Annotated in this window: 11 protein-coding genes; 4 read left to right on the top strand and 7 right to left on the bottom strand. The window is 35.2% G+C overall.

Going from position 1 to position 17,356, the window contains the following annotated elements; all coding sequences use genetic code 11:
• The first annotated feature begins 312 nt into the window (after positions 1-312).
• Together AsAng_RS12905 and AsAng_RS12900 are read left to right on the top strand one after the other, a co-directional pair.
• Positions 313-1,872, top strand: a complete 1,560-nt coding sequence (locus tag AsAng_RS12905; RefSeq protein WP_264793209.1) for an SPOR domain-containing protein — start codon at positions 313-315, stop codon at positions 1,870-1,872.
• Between the two features lie 543 nt (positions 1,873-2,415).
• Complete coding sequence (locus AsAng_RS12900) at positions 2,416-5,010, top strand: hypothetical protein (RefSeq protein ID WP_264793208.1); 2,595 nt, start codon at positions 2,416-2,418, stop codon at positions 5,008-5,010.
• A gap of 247 nt (positions 5,011-5,257) precedes the next feature.
• On the opposite strand, the gene AsAng_RS12895 is transcribed toward AsAng_RS12900, so the two are convergent.
• The 7 genes from AsAng_RS12895 to trmD all read right to left on the bottom strand — a co-directional run bounded on the left by AsAng_RS12895 (position 5,258) and on the right by trmD (position 16,092).
• Positions 5,258-8,155: a TonB-dependent receptor gene (locus AsAng_RS12895; RefSeq protein ID WP_264793207.1), complete on the bottom strand. Its 2,898-nt coding sequence runs from the start codon at positions 8,153-8,155 to the stop codon at positions 5,258-5,260.
• Positions 8,156-8,333: 178 nt separating this feature from the next.
• Positions 8,334-9,935, bottom strand: coding sequence for a carboxypeptidase-like regulatory domain-containing protein (locus AsAng_RS12890; protein ID WP_264793206.1), 1,602 nt, complete (start codon positions 9,933-9,935; stop codon positions 8,334-8,336).
• A gap of 633 nt (positions 9,936-10,568) precedes the next feature.
• Positions 10,569-11,273, bottom strand: a complete 705-nt coding sequence (locus tag AsAng_RS12885; protein WP_264793205.1) for a hypothetical protein — start codon at positions 11,271-11,273, stop codon at positions 10,569-10,571.
• A 184-nt stretch (positions 11,274-11,457) separates the two neighbouring features.
• A complete protein-coding gene (locus AsAng_RS12880; protein ID WP_264793204.1) occupies positions 11,458-12,399 on the bottom strand; it encodes a helix-turn-helix domain-containing protein in 942 nt (313 codons plus the stop codon).
• 11 nt (positions 12,400-12,410) lie between these two features.
• Entirely contained in the window at positions 12,411-13,955 is a 1,545-nt protein-coding gene (gene rpoN, locus AsAng_RS12875) for an RNA polymerase factor sigma-54 (protein WP_264793203.1), read from the bottom strand.
• A gap of 260 nt (positions 13,956-14,215) precedes the next feature.
• Positions 14,216-15,001, bottom strand: coding sequence for an SAM hydrolase/SAM-dependent halogenase family protein (locus AsAng_RS12870; RefSeq protein ID WP_264793202.1), 786 nt, complete (start codon positions 14,999-15,001; stop codon positions 14,216-14,218).
• A gap of 410 nt (positions 15,002-15,411) precedes the next feature.
• Positions 15,412-16,092: a tRNA (guanosine(37)-N1)-methyltransferase TrmD gene (trmD, locus tag AsAng_RS12865; protein WP_264793201.1), complete on the bottom strand. Its 681-nt coding sequence runs from the start codon at positions 16,090-16,092 to the stop codon at positions 15,412-15,414.
• 400 nt (positions 16,093-16,492) lie between these two features.
• Here trmD and AsAng_RS12860 point away from each other — a divergent pair, with 400 nt between their 5' ends.
• Both AsAng_RS12860 and AsAng_RS12855 read left to right on the top strand, forming a co-directional pair.
• A complete protein-coding gene (locus tag AsAng_RS12860) occupies positions 16,493-17,056 on the top strand; it encodes a GNAT family N-acetyltransferase (protein ID WP_264793200.1) in 564 nt (187 codons plus the stop codon).
• Between the two features lie 28 nt (positions 17,057-17,084).
• Complete coding sequence (locus AsAng_RS12855) at positions 17,085-17,315, top strand: GlsB/YeaQ/YmgE family stress response membrane protein (RefSeq protein WP_264793199.1); 231 nt, start codon at positions 17,085-17,087, stop codon at positions 17,313-17,315.
• The last annotated feature ends 41 nt before the right edge of the window (positions 17,316-17,356 follow it).

Here is a 17,356-nt window from a genome sequence, read left to right as displayed (position 1 = left end):
TTTAGTGATTGGGTAAATAGGGTAGTTGGCAACCTAAAAAACAACAGATAGATTAGTTTTGAAGATAACAAAAATAGAAAACTTAGAAAGAATGTAGGCATACCTAGCTTTTTGTTTCAAACTTTTGTAGCTTAAGTTTTTATTGCGAATTAGTAAGTTTGTGTAAGTCAATTTGTTATAGTGGAGAGGTGGAAAAATGATTTTCATTTTTTTTAATCCTCAGATCAAATATGTATCTTACCAAGCTAAAAACCCTAGATGTATTTTATATACCTAGTCATCTTTATAGAACTTGAAATTATACCAATAAACATGAAAAAAAATCTTCTAAACTTATTTATTCTTCCTTGGTTTTTATTGGGCTTCTTATCGGCTCAAGCACAGGATGATGTGTATGAAATACAATTGGCAATCTACGCTTCACCAGAATATAAGAAATTTAAATCCTTACATTCTATTGGTTACGTTTATTCCGTTCAGCAAGAGAATAGTTTGTATCAAATAATGATGGGAACCTACTCTAAGAAGAGTACGGCACAATATAAATTAGGATTAGTCAAAAAGAAAGGCTTTAAGGATGCTTATTTGGTTAAAAAAAGCCTGAAAGAAAATGAAGCTGTTTATATTGTTCAGTTGGCTACTTATGACCAACAAGCAGACATTTATTGGCCAGACTGGCAACGGTTGTCTCCTCAATTGGTAGCACAACTTAGCGATAGTAAGGTGCGTGTGGCCGCAGGACCATATTATACTAGAAGGGAAGCCGAAGCAGTGCAAGCACGCATTCAAACTCGTGGTCCCAAAGATGTTTTTATCAAGAAAGTAAGCGAAAAGGTATTGCATAAAGTGGGGAAGTTTGACCTTGAACGATCTAGTAGTTATGGACAAAACTCTGGTGCTGTCCGCAATTCTGTTCGAGCCTTACAAGAGCTTTTAATCCAACAACAGCTTTATACTGCTAAATCTAATGGGGTCTTAACTTCCAGCACCAAATCTGCTCTTATTAAATATAAGAAAACCAATGAGCGTTACCTTCGTCATAGTAGAATGGCAGAAGATTTAGCACCAACTAGCGAGATCGAAAAATTTACCTTACAGTATTATATCAATATGATTCCCAATGACCCTGCAACAGCAGCAGCAGGGTTAAAGCAATTTAAAAACCCTATTTCAAAAATTTATTTGGCTTATATTTATTTAAATGGGGATGTTGCCATCAAAGACAAGACGGCTACTGTCAATGCTTTAATGAATAATGCCTTGTCTACGGTTTTTAAAGGGTATAGAGGTGAAACAAGATATGATTTCAGCATGAAATATTCTTATGAAGAGGTTGGGCAACTCATTCGTCACCTAAAAGCAATGTATGAAGTACTAAAGGAACGCCCAGATATGCCTTGTTGGTTGTTTGAACGCCACCCTAAGATAACACAAGAAGTTTTTGTTCCTTATTGGCAGAATCGCCGTGATGATTATGCAGTATCTAGTGATTGTGGTTCTTTTATGGAGGTAGAGGAAATGCGTGTGTTGTGGTTAGTTTCTAAGGAATTTGCGGATCATAAAACAACGTTAAAAAATAGCAATGCGATCAATAAATTATATGTTTTTCCTCAACCCGTTGCCCACCAAGAAATTGAAGAATTGGAAAAATGGAATGGTAGACTTTGGAAAAATCTGAAATCGCTAAATGAAAAAAGTCCATTGCAGCAAAATATGTATACTTTATTGAGGTTTTCTTATTATGATGCATTACAAACCTTGGAAACACATTTTATGTACAAGGGATTACCTGGGATAGAAGCTCGTTCTTTAGGATTAAAAATATTAAAGGCTTCTATTGGTCAAAACTTAAAAGCGTATTATGCGGAATAGTAAAGCTTCTGTTTGAGAGATTGAACGAAAAAAATATAACCTTATGCACTAAGAATTAAGGGCTGTCTGATTTTATTTCAGGCAGCCTTTTTTTTATAATCTTACCAGTATTCTTTGTCGTACAGCCTGCCGTTTATAAAAGAAAAAGAGGATAGAAAATTAATCACTACTCTAGTGACAAAAAAGGATGTTTTTGAAGCATGTTTTTTCTTAATGGGTTGTTTATTAATAAGTAAGTAAATTTTAAATATATTTATTTGTAGTGTAATAATTGGTGTTTTTTTTCTAGATTTATAATAAAATAATTAAAAAAAATATTATTTATTATTGTTTTGTGCTGTTTTTTATTGGCTTGACCTTTAGTTTGTTATACAGGTGTGGTTTTGTTTGTAAGTAACCATTATATAGAACCAAGGGGGTGATTGTTTATAGTTCTTTATTCTAATTAGAGAACCTTATGGTTTTGTAATTCCTGTATTAGACATCTTTGTAGTTTGTCGTAAAAGACTAGGCAGAATTTTTAATTTAACCTTCAATTAAAACATGAAACAACTAAAAAAATTATCTGGTTATTCTGGACCAAAATTTGGCGTGCGTGCAATCTTTTTATCCAAAGAAAAAAGACGCCCTTATGCAAACCTGCCAATTATTATTGCTATAGAGCAAAATTTAGGTAAGAATGGCACCTTTTTGAATATTCAGGGGAAACTAGCAACCAATGCGAATGGCTATGTCTCTTTCAAAATTGCAAGAGATCATTTACAGCGCCATAAAGAAATTTATATTTACCCACTAGGATACGAAGATCTAAAAATGCCGATGAGCGATTTTGTTGTCGCAACAAATGGGGAGGGAGTACAAACTATAATGATAAGTTGTGAAGTTGCAGCTACAATTAAGCGAGAAAATATTCCTTCTATTCAGAAGGCGGATATGTTAGATCATGATTTTATTCCTTTTTTTCATCGAACAGGTTTTAGAAGTAGTTGCCAAACTTTTGAAGAAAATACACAGACTCAAGACCCTGCTAATACTGCAACAGGAAATGCTGATGACACAGAGAAAAAACCTTGCAAATGCCACGATCCTCATTATACAGAAGGGAAAGAACCACAAGCCTTAACTTGTGAAGCCTTACTTCCTGATACACAACCTGTAGAATGTATAACTGTTTATCAATTGGATAAAGATAGTACCCAAACACTAGAATTGACCTCAACGGCTGGATCAGAAACTTTAAGCTTGCAAACAGGAACAATTAATCTCTATGAATCTTGTTTTGAGCCCTATGGTTATTCATTGGGAGATCTAAATTATTCGGTTTCTTTAGCTCCCTGCGAGTCCGTTAATATTGCTGTAGAAAATTGGTTCCGAAAAGATCGTTCTGTTCGAAGTGAATCAACAACCCGAAGTGAGGCGTTAGAAAATGATGTAATACGCAGCAAGTCTGTGCAGGAATTTATAAAATCAAAACTCACAGAGCACAAATTTAATGTAGGAGTTTCGGCAACGCTTAAGGTCAAAGGTATTCCACTTGGGGTAACAACAGGTTATGCTATGGGAAGCAGGAAATCTACGACAGAGATGGTACAAGAAATCAATGAAACGCATCGTCAGCTCTCCAATTCATATTCTAGCTATAATAGTGTTGCCATTTATGAAACGACTCAATCCGAATCTCGTAATACTACAACTCGTCATTTGCGAAATCATAATCACTGTCATACCCTAACGTTGATGTATTATGAAATTGTTCAAAATATCAAATTGACAACGATTGAACAGGGACATCGAGACGCTGTATTTATACAGTATTCTACTCCTTGTTTTACCATTAAAGATGTTTTAGCAAAACGTCATATTTTAAGAGAGGTATTGCTAGATCAAGCTTTAATAGAATGCCTAGATAGTATTTGCCTAGAAGAATATACTTGCGATTGTAGTGCTGAGGAAATAGATGACGGGACATCGGGCACGGGAGGTTCAGGGGAGACTTGTCCTGCTACAGTGACCAAGCTTTTTGTAAGTGTGCGGACTGCCGATAGAACTTGGGCAGGGTCTGAAGGTAGCCTATATTTTATACTTGAAATTAATGGTTCCAATCAAAAATTTTATATTCCTCATACTGGAGATAGTAAGTATAGAAAAAATACTACCTATACGGTAGAAGTACCAATCCCTCCAACTTGTATTGATGATCTAACAAAAGTAGGTTTGGAATTAAGGGGAAGTAATAAAATTATTTTAAGTAATTTATCTATAAGCTATGAATGCCAAGAAGATCCTGGAAATCAATATTTTTTCTTTAACCAAGGACTTAACGATTTAGAACTTAAAAAGGAAGAAAAAATGTTAGATACAGCGATCAGCCCGCAATATCCTGACTTAGCACCGCCTACAGACGATCAACCTACTGCTATACAGGAGTTGGAGGCTGCTAAGACTTGCTGTGAAAACAATCTACTGCAACATTTAAATTGCAATAAGCTATATTATTATAAAATATTTTGGATGCTAGAGGATGAAAACGAACGAGCTATTCGATTTGCAACTTATACCTATCTTGGGCAGTCCTTATTGGATGCAATTGAAAATGTTCCACTAGGAGTTATTGGAGATTGGGTGGCTTTTGCAACGATTGCACCGCTGAGTCCTGCTACTGCTCCTATACAGGAGGAAACGATTTTGTATGCACCTACGGGCAATGTATTTAGCGAAGCAGTACTTGGGCAATGTGGTAGTTGTGAAACAATTGATAATACTGTATTTTGGGATTGGACAGATAAACAGTGTCCTGATTCTGCTCCTGCAATTACTACAGGGAATCTAAGCCAGTACCAAAATGCAGGACTTACTCCGTTTAATTTTGCAAATGCGTTATTGAGTCAGCAAGCTTTGAGTAACTTAACAGCAGGTTCTTCTTTGGCAGCAATCACCCAAGCAGCACTTGGGCAAAATAGTTCTAGTATTCCTAAAGATGTTCTTGCAAATTTAATTAAACTACTAGAAGATAGCGATAACGATAGTGATGAAATGAAAAGCTTGATTGATTGGTTAAAAAAGGTGTTGAAATTAAAGAGTGCTATGGATGCTCTTCAGGGCGACGAGGAGGAAGAAGGAGAAGAAGGAGGAGAGTAGTACTAGATTAAAGAGAGTTGATGTAGTTTGAAGATATGGCAATTATTATCCTCTTGTCATATCTTCAATTTTTTTATTTTTTAGCTCAATTGAGCTTTTAGGTTAACCTCATAAAACAAAAAAAGCGCTTAGGTACCCATCCCAAGCGCTTGTGATCTTTAGAAAGATCCATGTATATAATTACAATCATTATTGCCAAATAAATAAACTATAAATAGTGTAGGACAATATTAATTATAGTAGCATTCTATTGTTTTTCAAAGTTGTACTTAATTCCCAAAGAGAAATTCATACCAGGCTCATAATAAGAAACATCGTAGGTTTTGCCTTTGAACTCAATACTTTCACGGTATGGGCTCATCAAGATATTGCTAGCAGAAACTTTGATAGAAAGACCTTTTACTAGTTTTTTGCTGATGTTGATGTTTAAAGAAGGGCGTGGTTGTACATAAGTATTTGGTGTACCACCAATAGAGATAAATGAAATTTTTGGACCTGATACATTAAATACAACATTGGCAGTAAGTCCTAAAGAATCATTTTTGTAAGACAATAGACCGTTTACAGAATAAGGTGATTGTCCATACATTTCACGAGTACTAGGAGCGTTTGGATGTTCTGCACGAATTGCTTTTAACTCTTCAGCATCAATCGTTGTTTGAGAATAAATATAAGAGAAGTTTGCTCCAATTTGCAAGTTTTCTAGTACAGGGCTAATAAAACCAAGGTTTTTACGAACCTCTAACTCTACTCCAGCTAAGTAAGCATTGTCAACATTTCTATAAGTAATCTCAGGATTAAGTGCTTTAGGGTTAAAGGTACGCTCAATAGGATTGGTAAAGTTTTTGTAAAAAGCACTAACCGAAATTAACTCTTTATTCGTTGGATAAAATTCCCAACGCAAATCAGCATTGTCCGTAATGGTACGTTGTAAACTCGGATTTCCTACAAAGGCATAACCACCTTCTACGTCAAAAGAAGTAAATGGAGCCAACTCTCTAAAGGATGGACGAGCCAAGGTACGAGAATAAGCAGCACGGATCTTCATTTTTTTGGTAGGTTCATAGTTTAAACTAACAGCAGGCAATACATCTAGGTTGCTCAAAATATTTTGGATACCATCCAATTCAGGATAAGCAGTTAATACTTTATGACTGTATGTTTTTAGTCGAACAGAAGTATACTCAATTCTTGCACCTGTGATTAAGTTTAAGCCACTAACAATTGGCAACTCAATCATTCCATATCCAGCATAAAGACTTTGGCTTGCATCGTAAATGTTGGCAGAATCCAGCGCATTTTCAATATAAACACCATTGCCATTATTAGCATATTTACTTCCTGTTTCACTGATAGAAATTAAGTTGTTAGGAGCAAAATAAGTTGTTAAATCACCATTAAAATTGATTTGTTGGTTTTCAAAGCTGTATCTATTTTCTTGGAATGTTCTGTTTTTTGCAGCATGTGCAAAACCTGCTTTAAGTTTAATTTTATCTTTAACAGCATCTGACCAATGGATTAATGGCAATACAAAGTCGATTTTATTTGACCAGTTACCTTGAGCCATATTTCTATAAAAACGAGAAGGGGTACGATCACTAGAAGGTTTGATTCTATAAAGGTCATATTCTTCGTCATATCGATTGGTAAAGTAACGCAAGTCAGGATCTTTTTGAGTAGAACGAGCAAAAGAACTTTTCCAGTTAACTTCAAAGTTTTTGAATTTTAGGAAAGTGTGTTTTCCACCCAATTGAAAGGTCGTTAAACCTCTTTGCAAGAAGCGAGAAGATTGAGTTTGGAACAATTCGTCTTTATCGTCATCTTTTGTTCCTTCCAAATATCTTGAAGTAGTCGTAGCACTTTGGTTGTGCATTACCATAAAATTGAAGGTATGAGAAGCCTTAATTTTGTATGCAATATTAACCATTCCTCCCCACAATACATCATCCACACCTTTGGTATCTTTTAGAGCTAGATTAGAAGTTAAGGTATTGATGTTGTCATACATCCCTGTTAGTTGGTAAATACCATAAGTTCCATTTTCGTAAAAGCTATAATTACGATTGTAAGAAAGCGCACCAATAACCCCCAATTCTGTTTGGTTTTCAAATTTAAATTTATTTCCAATACCAAATGAAAAGCTGTGGTTAAAAGGAACAGATTGACGGATTTGTTGCCAAGTATTGCTAAATGAATGCGTCATGTCAACTAAGCGTTGCGCACCATCAAAATCAAAATTAGCAGCGTTATTATTTTGTAAATTTGGAATTTCGCCCGATTGAGTAATTGTAGCAGGCAATGCACGTGTTCCATCATCAAAACCCAACCAATCAGTACTTCCACGTTGTTGAGTCAAGAAGTTTTTATTAAAAGTAGTTTGTGTGTTGTAAGACATAGAAGCTCCAGCATTAATTGTAAAACTGCTTGGAAAGTTTTTGGTTACAACATCAATATATCCTCCTGTGAAATCACCAGGTAGGTTAGGAGTAAATGTTTTGTAAACTAAGATGTTGTCTAACAAGTTAGTTGGGAATAAGTCCATTTGGACGGTATTTTTATTGGGATCCAGACCAGGAATGTCTGCTCCATTAAGGGTGGTTTTTCCGTAGCGATCACCTAATCCACGAACATAAACATATTTGCCACCTTCTACCGTAACACCAGAAATACGTTTTACGGCCGCAGCGGCATCGTTGTCGCCACTTTTAGAAATTTCTTTAGCAGAAACACCATCCAATACAGCCGTAGATTCTTTTTTCATAGAAAGAACAGCCGTTTCTGTATTGGTAATACGCTCCGCAGAAACCGTAGCGTTTAATTCTAAAACAACAGGATCTTCTCCCATTTTTACATCAACAACTGTGCTTTCGCCAGCTTTGACTTCAATATTTTCGATCAATTTATCTTTGAGACCAAGATAACTAAATTTGATGCTGTAAGTACCTGCCTTCAAATCGGCAATAATATACTTACCATCCATGTCGGTACTAACACCTTGTCCTGTGCTTTCAATGACCACATTGCCAAACATGATTGGTTCTTTAGATTCACCATCAATAACGGTTCCAGAGATAGAACCTGTTTGTGCAATAGAAAAAAGAGGTAATAAAAAAAATAGAGTGGCAATACTTGCGATTGTTTTCATGACTTAATTTAATTATATACAATGTAAAATGAAAATTTTGAGTATGCTGTTGGGTGACAGTGGGTATAACTCAAAATGTATTTTTATGATATTTTTTATAAAAACCTATTGAGGAAGTAGTGATACTCCCCCAATAGATCTCATTCAATTTATATTAAGTATTATGCTCGTTTTAATATTAGTTAGAAACTGTAAACAAATCAAGACCAGTTGTTCCAGCTCCAATGTTAAAGAAGATAGAATTTGCAATTTTTAGGTTGCCATCTTGAAATTGCTTGTAAGAATCTTGATCTTGACCTTCCAAATCTTCAATGTCAATACCTTTTCCATAGTTCATGAAAATAGAGTTGTGGTATTCTCCACCTGCATTGTCACGGAAAGTGATTGCTTTACTAGTAGAACTACCTACAGAAGTTACGTTCCAGAATTTAGGAGTAGCATAAGGAGTAGCTGTTTCAGGATTAGTTCCTCCATCGTGCTCACCACCACGGTCTGCTGCTGTAGCATCTTGATAAATGATTACAAATTGGTTTTTACCTCTATATCCTTCGTCGTAATCCAATGCATCATCAGCACAGTAAGCAGAGATCAAATACTTAGCGTTTACAGTTCCACCGAACCACTCAATTCCATCGTCTTTATTTGCTACGATCTCAACATATTCGATAGTAGTACCAGAACCAACACCACCTAAAGTCAAACCATTGATCTCATTGTCATTTCCAATGTTAGTACCACCGTGACGGATAGAAACGTAACGTAGCGTACCAGAGTTGTCACTGTTGTCAGAACCACCGTACAAACCACGAGTTTCAGAAGTTGGGATACCTTCAATTTGAGTTTGACCTGGGCTAGAGTTCAATCCAGCATTACCCAAGATGATCAAACCACCCCATTTTCCACGCTCAGTAGCAGGAGTATTACCATTGTCACCTTCAAAAGTGAAAACAATAGGATCGGCAGCAGTACCAGTAGCTTCAATTTTAGCATCTTTAGTAACAATAAGAGCAGAAGCATTAGAACCTGTACCCGCTTTTCCTTGTACGATTGTACCAGCAGGAATATTTAGTGTTTGTCCAGAACCAACAAATACAAAACCATCAAGTACATAAATGGTATCAGCACTCCATTGGATGGTTGTACCTTGTGCTTGCATCCAAGCATCAGTAATATCTTTGGTTGCTTTTCCTGTAGTATTCAATGCAGCAGAAGTATTAGTTCCGCCAATGATACGGCTGAAGAAAGACCAGTTGCTGTTAGCGTACCATGGAGTTCCTATAACAGATTCTACAGCACCTTTGTAATTAGCAGTTGTATACCAAGCGTCAGTAGAAGAAGTAGCTGTAAGAGCAGCGCTTGGAATCAATGAGTTAGCTGGGAATTGAGGATCTACAGTTGTATTTCCATTTCCATCAAATGAAGTTATCCAAGGATCTACAGATAGAGTTACATCAATTGTTGTTTGCCCATCTACATTCACTGTTTTAGAAGTATATCCTTTTAGTGAAAAAGTTAGACTTCCATCTTTTGCAGCTGTAATCTCATAACCACCAGTAGAATTAGTTGTTGCCGTTTCTCCAGTAGAAGCAGTAACCGTAACGCCATCCAATCCATTTGTACCATCTGTTACCGTACCAGAAATATTAACGGTAGAAGTTTCTGTGGTACAAGCTGTAAAGCTAATTGTAATAGCCAACATTAAAAACGCAAATAGATTTTTAAGATTTTCCATTTTGTTTGTTTGAGTAATTAATAACTTGTTGATTAATAGTAGTTTCATTTTTATTAAGCACTAGTACTTAAACTAGCTCACTGATTAATTTGGTGCAAAGAAACAGTTTGATTATAAATTAATAATGAAGCCTGTATTTTTAATTTGTTAAATGAAGTTTACGATTAATTAACATTGAATTTCAGGAAGATCTTATGTGCTTTTGTTAGTTGTTTATGTTGTTGATTTTTAATCTATTGTGTTTGTTTTTAGATTCGTTAATTTGCTCGTTTTTTTAGAGGTTTATATGCTTAAAAATAAAAGTTGATTTATTTTTAGCTCTACCCTTAAGTAAGAAAGTAAAACTAAAAATAAATCAACTTTTAATGAGATGGTATTGGGTTGATTCCCAGAAGATAATAGAGGAGGAGCCGCAAGGTAATGTAGTGTGTTTTTGGGTTCTTTGACAAATCGTGTGGTAAACACTAAAAAGGGTAAGCTTTTAACTACTTTTTTTAGAAGAAAGTAATAGGTCGTAAGTCGTATGCTTAGTTCCTGTAAATACAGGACATACGACTTACGACCTATTACATATAACAAAAGTAGTAATAAGCAGGCAAGGTAGTTTACGATTTCACACGATTTGTCAAAGAATGTGTTTTTTTACAAAGCGGTACAAGAGCTGGCGAAGAAAAAAAGCTGCTATTGTTTCAAGAGTTGACGCAGGGATAAGCAATGCATATAGTAAGCAATGGGAACTAATACGCTGGGCAAAAATACAACTGGAAAGGTACCTACAATCGTGTTGTCTTCATTGGTAAACACTTGAAAAGGTGTCGGCATTGTCAGTAAGGCAATAGAGACAATATTGACTAGGAGCAGCAAACTGACAATATTCCAAATAATAGCTAATGTTTTGTTTTTTTTGCCGTTGGCAAAACATAAGCAAGCAAAGATAGGTCCCGTAATCCCTGCTATAATATCAAAATTAGCCCCCTCAAAGGTCATACGTTCTGGCAGTACTTCTGCTAAAAATAAAAACCACAATAAAATTTCTACAAAAAATCTAAAAAACTGAATGTTAAAGAACCAAGTGGATGGGGTGTTTTGCAGCACAGTATCTAAGTGGGGAGAACGAAAAATTAGTATCAGCACTATAATTGGGATCACTAGGAAGAAGGGGAGCTTGGGAGGAACAGCTGTGAAATCGGATAGAATACCCAAAATGGATAAGCAGGATAATAAGGCAATCCAAATACTTAAGCCCCAAATGTATCTTCTTAGAATTTGATGCTGTGTTTTGGTGTCTAGTATTTGTAAGCTCTTTTTTAATTGATAATAGATGATAATCAAGCAGCTAAGTGTCAAAAAAATAAAGCCAAATTGAGCCATTAAAAGATAGGTCATGTTTTTATAGTTTTATACGGAATTAAATAAAATATGTCGTAGGAAGCATAGAGACTTTTATTACGACAGGGATTATTAAATTCCGTATTAGTCTAATAATAATGTCTAAAGAGATAACATTACAAATATCGATTAATTAGGAATAAAGAATAATGACCAAAATTGCTAATTTTTAAAAACAGCCTTATTTGCGATAGGAGCTGGGGTATTTGCCCGTTTGTTGGAAGAGCATTCTGCTTAATGAACTCGCATTTTCAATGCCAATGGTAAACGCAATTTCTTGGATGGAAATAGACGAGTTTTCCAATAAATGAATGGCTTGTTGCATACGAATCCTTTTTATAAATTGATAGGGAGCAATTCCAAATGCCTGTTTGAAAGAACGCAAAAAATGATATTTGGATAGGCAGCTAATCTGTGCAAGTTCTTCTAATTTTATGGGTTGGGCGTAGTAAGCATAGATATAATCTACTGCAAGGTGTAAACGTTTGACAAGTTCTTTTTTTGTGCTGTTTTTGAGCGAAGAAAGTTGTTGAAGATGAGCAATTTCTTTTTGTTCTGTTAATAAAACGTATTCAAAAACAGCCAATAGTGCCATTTCTTTTGCCTCTGCTGAGCTATCGGGACGTTTGTGAAGCAACATGAGTTGTTTTGTCAACTGATTAAAGGTGGCGGAGCGCCAAGTTGCTTTTAATCCAAATTGAGGAAGAATGGATGGGGTGGATGGAAATGGATTATCTAATAAATTGGTCTGATTGTGTAGCAAGCAGTAGGAGGCATCTTTTAAAAATTGAGTGCCAAAATGAATGTTAAAAACTTCTGTAGGGCAGGAATTATTGATGATTAAGTCGTAGACTTCTTTGTTGTTGGTCACAACATAGGCATTATTTTTTATGGTGACTTGTCTTTGTTGAGTACCAACTGTAGAGCTGCCTTTTTGATTCATAAAAATAGAAAAGGGGCCTTCAATATCTTCACGAACGGCTTGAGTAGCACTCGTATTTAATAAGACGGTTGGCCAACCTAAAAACGGCAAATTCACATCCTTAGAGCCCTTAGGAGCTTGAAATTGATGGTGAATTTGCCGTTTTAACCAATGAATATTGGGAAATTTAGAGATTAGCATAGAACATAATTCTAGATTTCTTTGCGCAATCGAGCAACAGGGATACCTAGTTGTTCTCTATATTTGGCTACTGTACGTCGAGCAATATTATAGCCTTTTGCTTGTAGCATATTTTTTAGTTTTTCGTCCGAAAATGGTTTACGTTTATTCTCCGTAAAAATAATTTCGGTTAGTATTTTTTTGACCTCACGAGTAGAAACTTCCTCACCAGAGGTAGTCTGCAAAGATTCAGAGAAAAAGTCCTTAAGGCGTTTGGTACCAAATTCAGTTTGTACATATTTGCTGTTGGCAACCCGAGAAACCGTTGAAATATCCAAACCTGTTATTTCTGCAATATCTTTTAGAATCATTGGGCGCAGCCGTTTTTCGTCGCCTGTCAAAAAGAAATCATATTGATACTGCATGATGGTATACATAGTTTTCATCATGGTGTTTTGACGCTGTTTGATAGCGTCAATAAACCAACGGGCAGCATCAATTTTTTGCTTGACAAACATAGCTGCTTCTCGTTGTTTTTTATTCTTTTTATCTGCGCTATAAGCACTCAGCATTTCTTTGTACTGATTGTTGACTCGTAGCTCAGGGGCATTTCTATTGTTTAGAGAAAGCTCTAATTCTCCATTTTTAGTTTCAATAATAAAATCGGGAACAATATACTGCTTTTTGAGGCTAGAAGAAGGAGCATAAACCGCTCCAGGTTTGGGATTTAACTTTAAAATTTCTTCTGTTGCCAATCGCAAATCATCCCTAAATAAGGAGAGTTGGCGCAATAATTTATTGTAGTGTTTTTTTGAAAATTCCTCAAAGTACTTTTCTATAATAGTGTGTGCCAATTGGAGATATTTGATGTCTTCTTGGCTATAGTTTTCTGTGACATCTTGAGACAGAATTTTGCGCTCTAATTGTAGCATTAAGCATTCCTGTAGGTCTTGTGCTCCAATACCAGCAGGTTCAAATGTTTGCACCTTTTTTAGAACCGTCAATACCTCTTCTTCAGAAACAATTAGGTTGTGTGCAAAGGCCAAATCATCTGTGATCGCAATAGGTTCTCTGCGCAAGTACCCATCTTCATCAATACTGCCAATAATTTGCTGGGCAATTTTTTCTTCTTCTTCCTCTAAAGACAATAAACCCAATTGACGTTCCATGTGCTCATGAAAAGAACTTTCGATGGCAACAGGAATGGTTTTTTCCTCATCATCTAAGGAGTGATTATTGATTTCATATTTGTAAGATGGTTCATCATCATTCATATAATCTTCAAGATAATCCTCCAATGAATTGTCCTCTTGGCGTTCTGCTTCCTCATTGATGTCATCGTCCTTTTCATTTTTATCTGCGCCATAGGCATCATCTTCAATGAAATCGTCCGTTTGAATTTCTTCTTCTTCTTTATTTAAGTCATCCTGTGAATCTTCTAAGGCTGGATTGGCTTCAAGCTCTTCTTGTATGCGTTGCTCTAACATTACAGTAGGTACTTGAAGCAATTTCATCAACTGTATTTGTTGAGGAGATAACTTTTGTATCTGCTTTTGCGAAAGATTTTGTTTTAACATATCTATCTGTGTTTTTAATTGAGATAGGAGATAGGTGTGTATCGTCTGTTAACAATGTAAATTTAACTGTTAAACGGAATATAACGACTAAAAGTTACCATTACAAGCCTAAAAATACATTTTTTTTAAACTTTATTGTTACGATTGGTAAGGTTTTTGATAGAATGCCGCCAAAAAGAAGGAAATTAAGGGGCTACAGTGGCTTTGTAGTCAATTATTTAAGATAGTACTAAAAAATAGAAGTACGAAATAAACTAGACTTAATCAATTGGGGGAATAATGAAATCAATTTGTATTGCTTCATCTACTTCCAAACCAAAAAGGGTCGCTGCTTTATCCATATTTACAGCAATCTCCAACAAGCCCGCAGAATTAAACAAACAAAGTACTTCTCCAATAGGCACATCAGCGTAGTTTTGACTGATACAAGTGATTGGATCATAGCGTTTGAAGTACAATTCAAAATCTCGTGTTTGACCGATTCTATCAAATAGTTGACGATCAATATTGATGATTACATTTTTATAATTATCAATGTGGATAACCGTACCTCTAATTTGATCCTTGCCTGTAATGGGCTGTAAGGATAAACGTTCTAATACCTTTTTGATTGGCTTACCGATTTGGTGAATGGGATTGCCTTTCAAAATATGCCCAATGGCTTTAGTAAAAATATCTTTAATGCTAAAAGCAGCATTATTGGTCTCGTAATTTAGTTCATAGATATGTTCCAATTTATTGGTAAACATCAAGGAAAAAATTCCATTATCTGGACCTATAAAATAGTGCCCATCTTGCTCTATTGCCAAAAAACGAGGGCGCTTTTTATAAAAATTATTGACCGAAATAAGGTGGATGGTTCCTTTGGGAAAACTCTTGTAGCTGTTTTTGAGGATATAAGATGCTTGAACGATATTATAGTTTTCAATATCGTGCGTGATGTCAGCAAAAATAACAGGTATTCCATGTGACAAGATGTTACCTTTTATAACACCTACACAGTAGTCTCGCCAGCCAAAATCCGTTGTTAGGGTTACAATATTCATTGAGTTAGTATATAGCATTACTCCGTTGAAAAATCGTATTCGATTGATTATCAAAATGATGCAACTTTATCATTTGAAGTTTTAATTATTTGATAATCAATCGAATACAAGATGTTTTTTTGTTTTTACAAAAAAATCAAAACAACAACGGAGTATTAATATAGAATATCTTTTTTGTATCAAGTTTGATTTAGTTTATCTTGTCTGAAAGGACAAATTACAGGATTTTTGTGGAAATCAAGAATCTTAAATTAAGAATTTGATCTAAGAGTAGTTTGCAATGCTTTTGATTGATTATAAAAATCAAAAAATAAGAACAGATAAAGTGCTCCCATAAGTACTTCACAGTTGATGTTGAATAACATTATTTTTTATAAGGCTAATTGCTATTTTGTTGTATAGCCGTGATTTTAGGATTCATCTAATAAATCTGGGCGAAGTTTTTGGGTTCTTAGGTAAGCCTGCTCGTCCCGCCAATCATCTATCTTCTTTTTATGTCCTGATAATAAAATTGCTGGAATTTTATGCCCCTGATAATCCGCAGGGCGAGTATAAACAGGAGGAGCCAATAGGTCGTCCTGAAAAGAATCAAACAAGGCTGAAGATTCATCATTGAGTACACCAGGCAAAAGCCGACCAATGGAATCTACCAAAACGGCTGCGGCTAATTCTCCGCCAGATAAAACAAAATCACCAATTGAAATTTCTTGCGTAATATATAGATCTCTTACACGCTGATCCACTCCCTTGTAATGCCCGCAAAGAATAATTAAGTTCTGTTTGAGAGAAAGGTAATTGCACTGTTTTTGTTCCAATCGTTTTCCATCGGGAGTCATATAAATGATTTCATCGTAGTTTCGTTCAGCTTTTAATTGCTCAATGATTGTGGCGATGGGTTCTATCATCATTACCATTCCTGCACCTCCTCCAAATTGATAATCATCGATTTGTTTGTGTTTGCCCAGTCCATAATCTCGCAAATCGTGCAACACAATTTCTAACAAACCCTTGTCTTGGGCACGTTGCATGATGGAGTGAGAAAAAGGGCTTTCCATTAAACTTGGAACGGCAGAAATTATATCTATTCGCATGATCTATTTTTTTTTGAGAACAGCAAAATTATAGAAAAAAGATAAGAAGTAGAAAAATGAGGAATTTTAAAGTCGCATTTGTGGTTCTATGAAGGGATGATCCACTAAGGAAAAGAAAAAAATAAAAGAAGGATTGTTGTGTGCGTGAGGTTGGTAATCAATGGCTTTTAAGTAAAATAAGTAGCGTGTTGATCTTATTAATAGATTCAATTTTTATGCATTATTTTTTATGACAATGTTTAAAATGAAGGTAGAGATTAAAAAAAAAGTGTATTTTTTATATTCAAAAATGAAATTCCACTAAAACTTACCATTTACATTTTTAAGATAATTAGCACTGAGACAACTCAAAGAGTGCTGATGATTACTCAAGGAATAAAAAAACTAGATTGAATACCAGATGATTAAAACATTAAATTCAACCGCTTTTAATAAATTCCCTATCCTAAAAAGCAAGCGTTTAACCATGCGTTCGATTGAGATGTGTGATGCACAGGAAATTTTTGACATGCAAACGGATGATTTAGTATTGAGGTATATTGCAAAACAAAAACCAGAATCACTAGAAGAGGTTGAAAATTTGATTCAAAATATTTCAGATGCCTATCAAAAACAAGAGATGCTTTGTTGGGCGGCAGTGATTAGAGATGGAGAAAGAATTATTGGAACTTGTGGTTTTAATAGAATAGAAAAGGATAATTTAAGAGCTGAAATAGGTGGGGCTTTGAGTCCTAGATATTGGGGTGTTGGGGTTGCTTATGAAGCCGTAAAACAAATCATTGACTATGGGCTTAATGAGCTAGGTTTGCATACGATTGTCGCAAAGGTTGATGCCAATAACCGTAGTGCTATCTTTTTATTAGAACAATTGGGCTTTGTATTGGAAGGACATTTTAAAGATAGAATGTATTTTGAGGGGCGGTTCTATGATATGAAAATATATACCAAGTTCAACAGAAAATGAACATTCATTCACATTAAAATAAATAATTATGTACGCATTAATAATAGGTGGGATTGCTGGTTGGTTGGCTAGTAATTTTATGAAAGGAAAAGGAATGGGGATTATTATGAACGTTATTCTTGGAATAATAGGAGCTTTTGTAGGAGTCTTTGTCTTTGGTTTATTAGGTATTACTATTGATGGAATTTTGGGCGATATTGCTCGACCAACTTGTGGCGCTATTATCGTTTTGTTTATCGCACGTGTTTTAGCAAAATAAATAAATATGGGGCATTCTATTCTCCATTACTTCATGGATTT

The organism is Aureispira anguillae (genome assembly GCF_026000115.1).
GTDB classification, from domain to species: domain Bacteria; phylum Bacteroidota; class Bacteroidia; order Chitinophagales; family Saprospiraceae; genus Aureispira; species Aureispira anguillae.
The sequence above is the reverse complement of the archived record's forward strand: the minus strand, read 5'-3'. Positions and strand labels throughout refer to the sequence as shown.

What these genes read in the sequence shown, in the direction of transcription:
- AsAng_RS12885 (WP_264793205.1), bottom strand. Translation starts at nt 11,273, where the DNA reads ATGACCTATCTTTTAATGGCTCAATTTGGCTTTATTTTTTTGACACTT.
- AsAng_RS12860 (WP_264793200.1), top strand. Translation starts at nt 16,493, where the DNA reads ATGATTAAAACATTAAATTCAACCGCTTTTAATAAATTCCCTATCCTA.
- AsAng_RS12890 (WP_264793206.1), bottom strand. Translation starts at nt 9,935, where the DNA reads ATGAAACTACTATTAATCAACAAGTTATTAATTACTCAAACAAACAAA.
- rpoN (WP_264793203.1), bottom strand. Translation starts at nt 13,955, where the DNA reads ATGTTAAAACAAAATCTTTCGCAAAAGCAGATACAAAAGTTATCTCCT.
- AsAng_RS12895 (WP_264793207.1), bottom strand. Translation starts at nt 8,155, where the DNA reads ATGAAAACAATCGCAAGTATTGCCACTCTATTTTTTTTATTACCTCTT.
- trmD (WP_264793201.1), bottom strand. Translation starts at nt 16,092, where the DNA reads ATGCGAATAGATATAATTTCTGCCGTTCCAAGTTTAATGGAAAGCCCT.
- AsAng_RS12880 (WP_264793204.1), bottom strand. Translation starts at nt 12,399, where the DNA reads ATGCTAATCTCTAAATTTCCCAATATTCATTGGTTAAAACGGCAAATT.
- AsAng_RS12855 (WP_264793199.1), top strand. Translation starts at nt 17,085, where the DNA reads ATGTACGCATTAATAATAGGTGGGATTGCTGGTTGGTTGGCTAGTAAT.
- AsAng_RS12905 (WP_264793209.1), top strand. Translation starts at nt 313, where the DNA reads ATGAAAAAAAATCTTCTAAACTTATTTATTCTTCCTTGGTTTTTATTG.
- AsAng_RS12900 (WP_264793208.1), top strand. Translation starts at nt 2,416, where the DNA reads ATGAAACAACTAAAAAAATTATCTGGTTATTCTGGACCAAAATTTGGC.
- AsAng_RS12870 (WP_264793202.1), bottom strand. Translation starts at nt 15,001, where the DNA reads ATGAATATTGTAACCCTAACAACGGATTTTGGCTGGCGAGACTACTGT.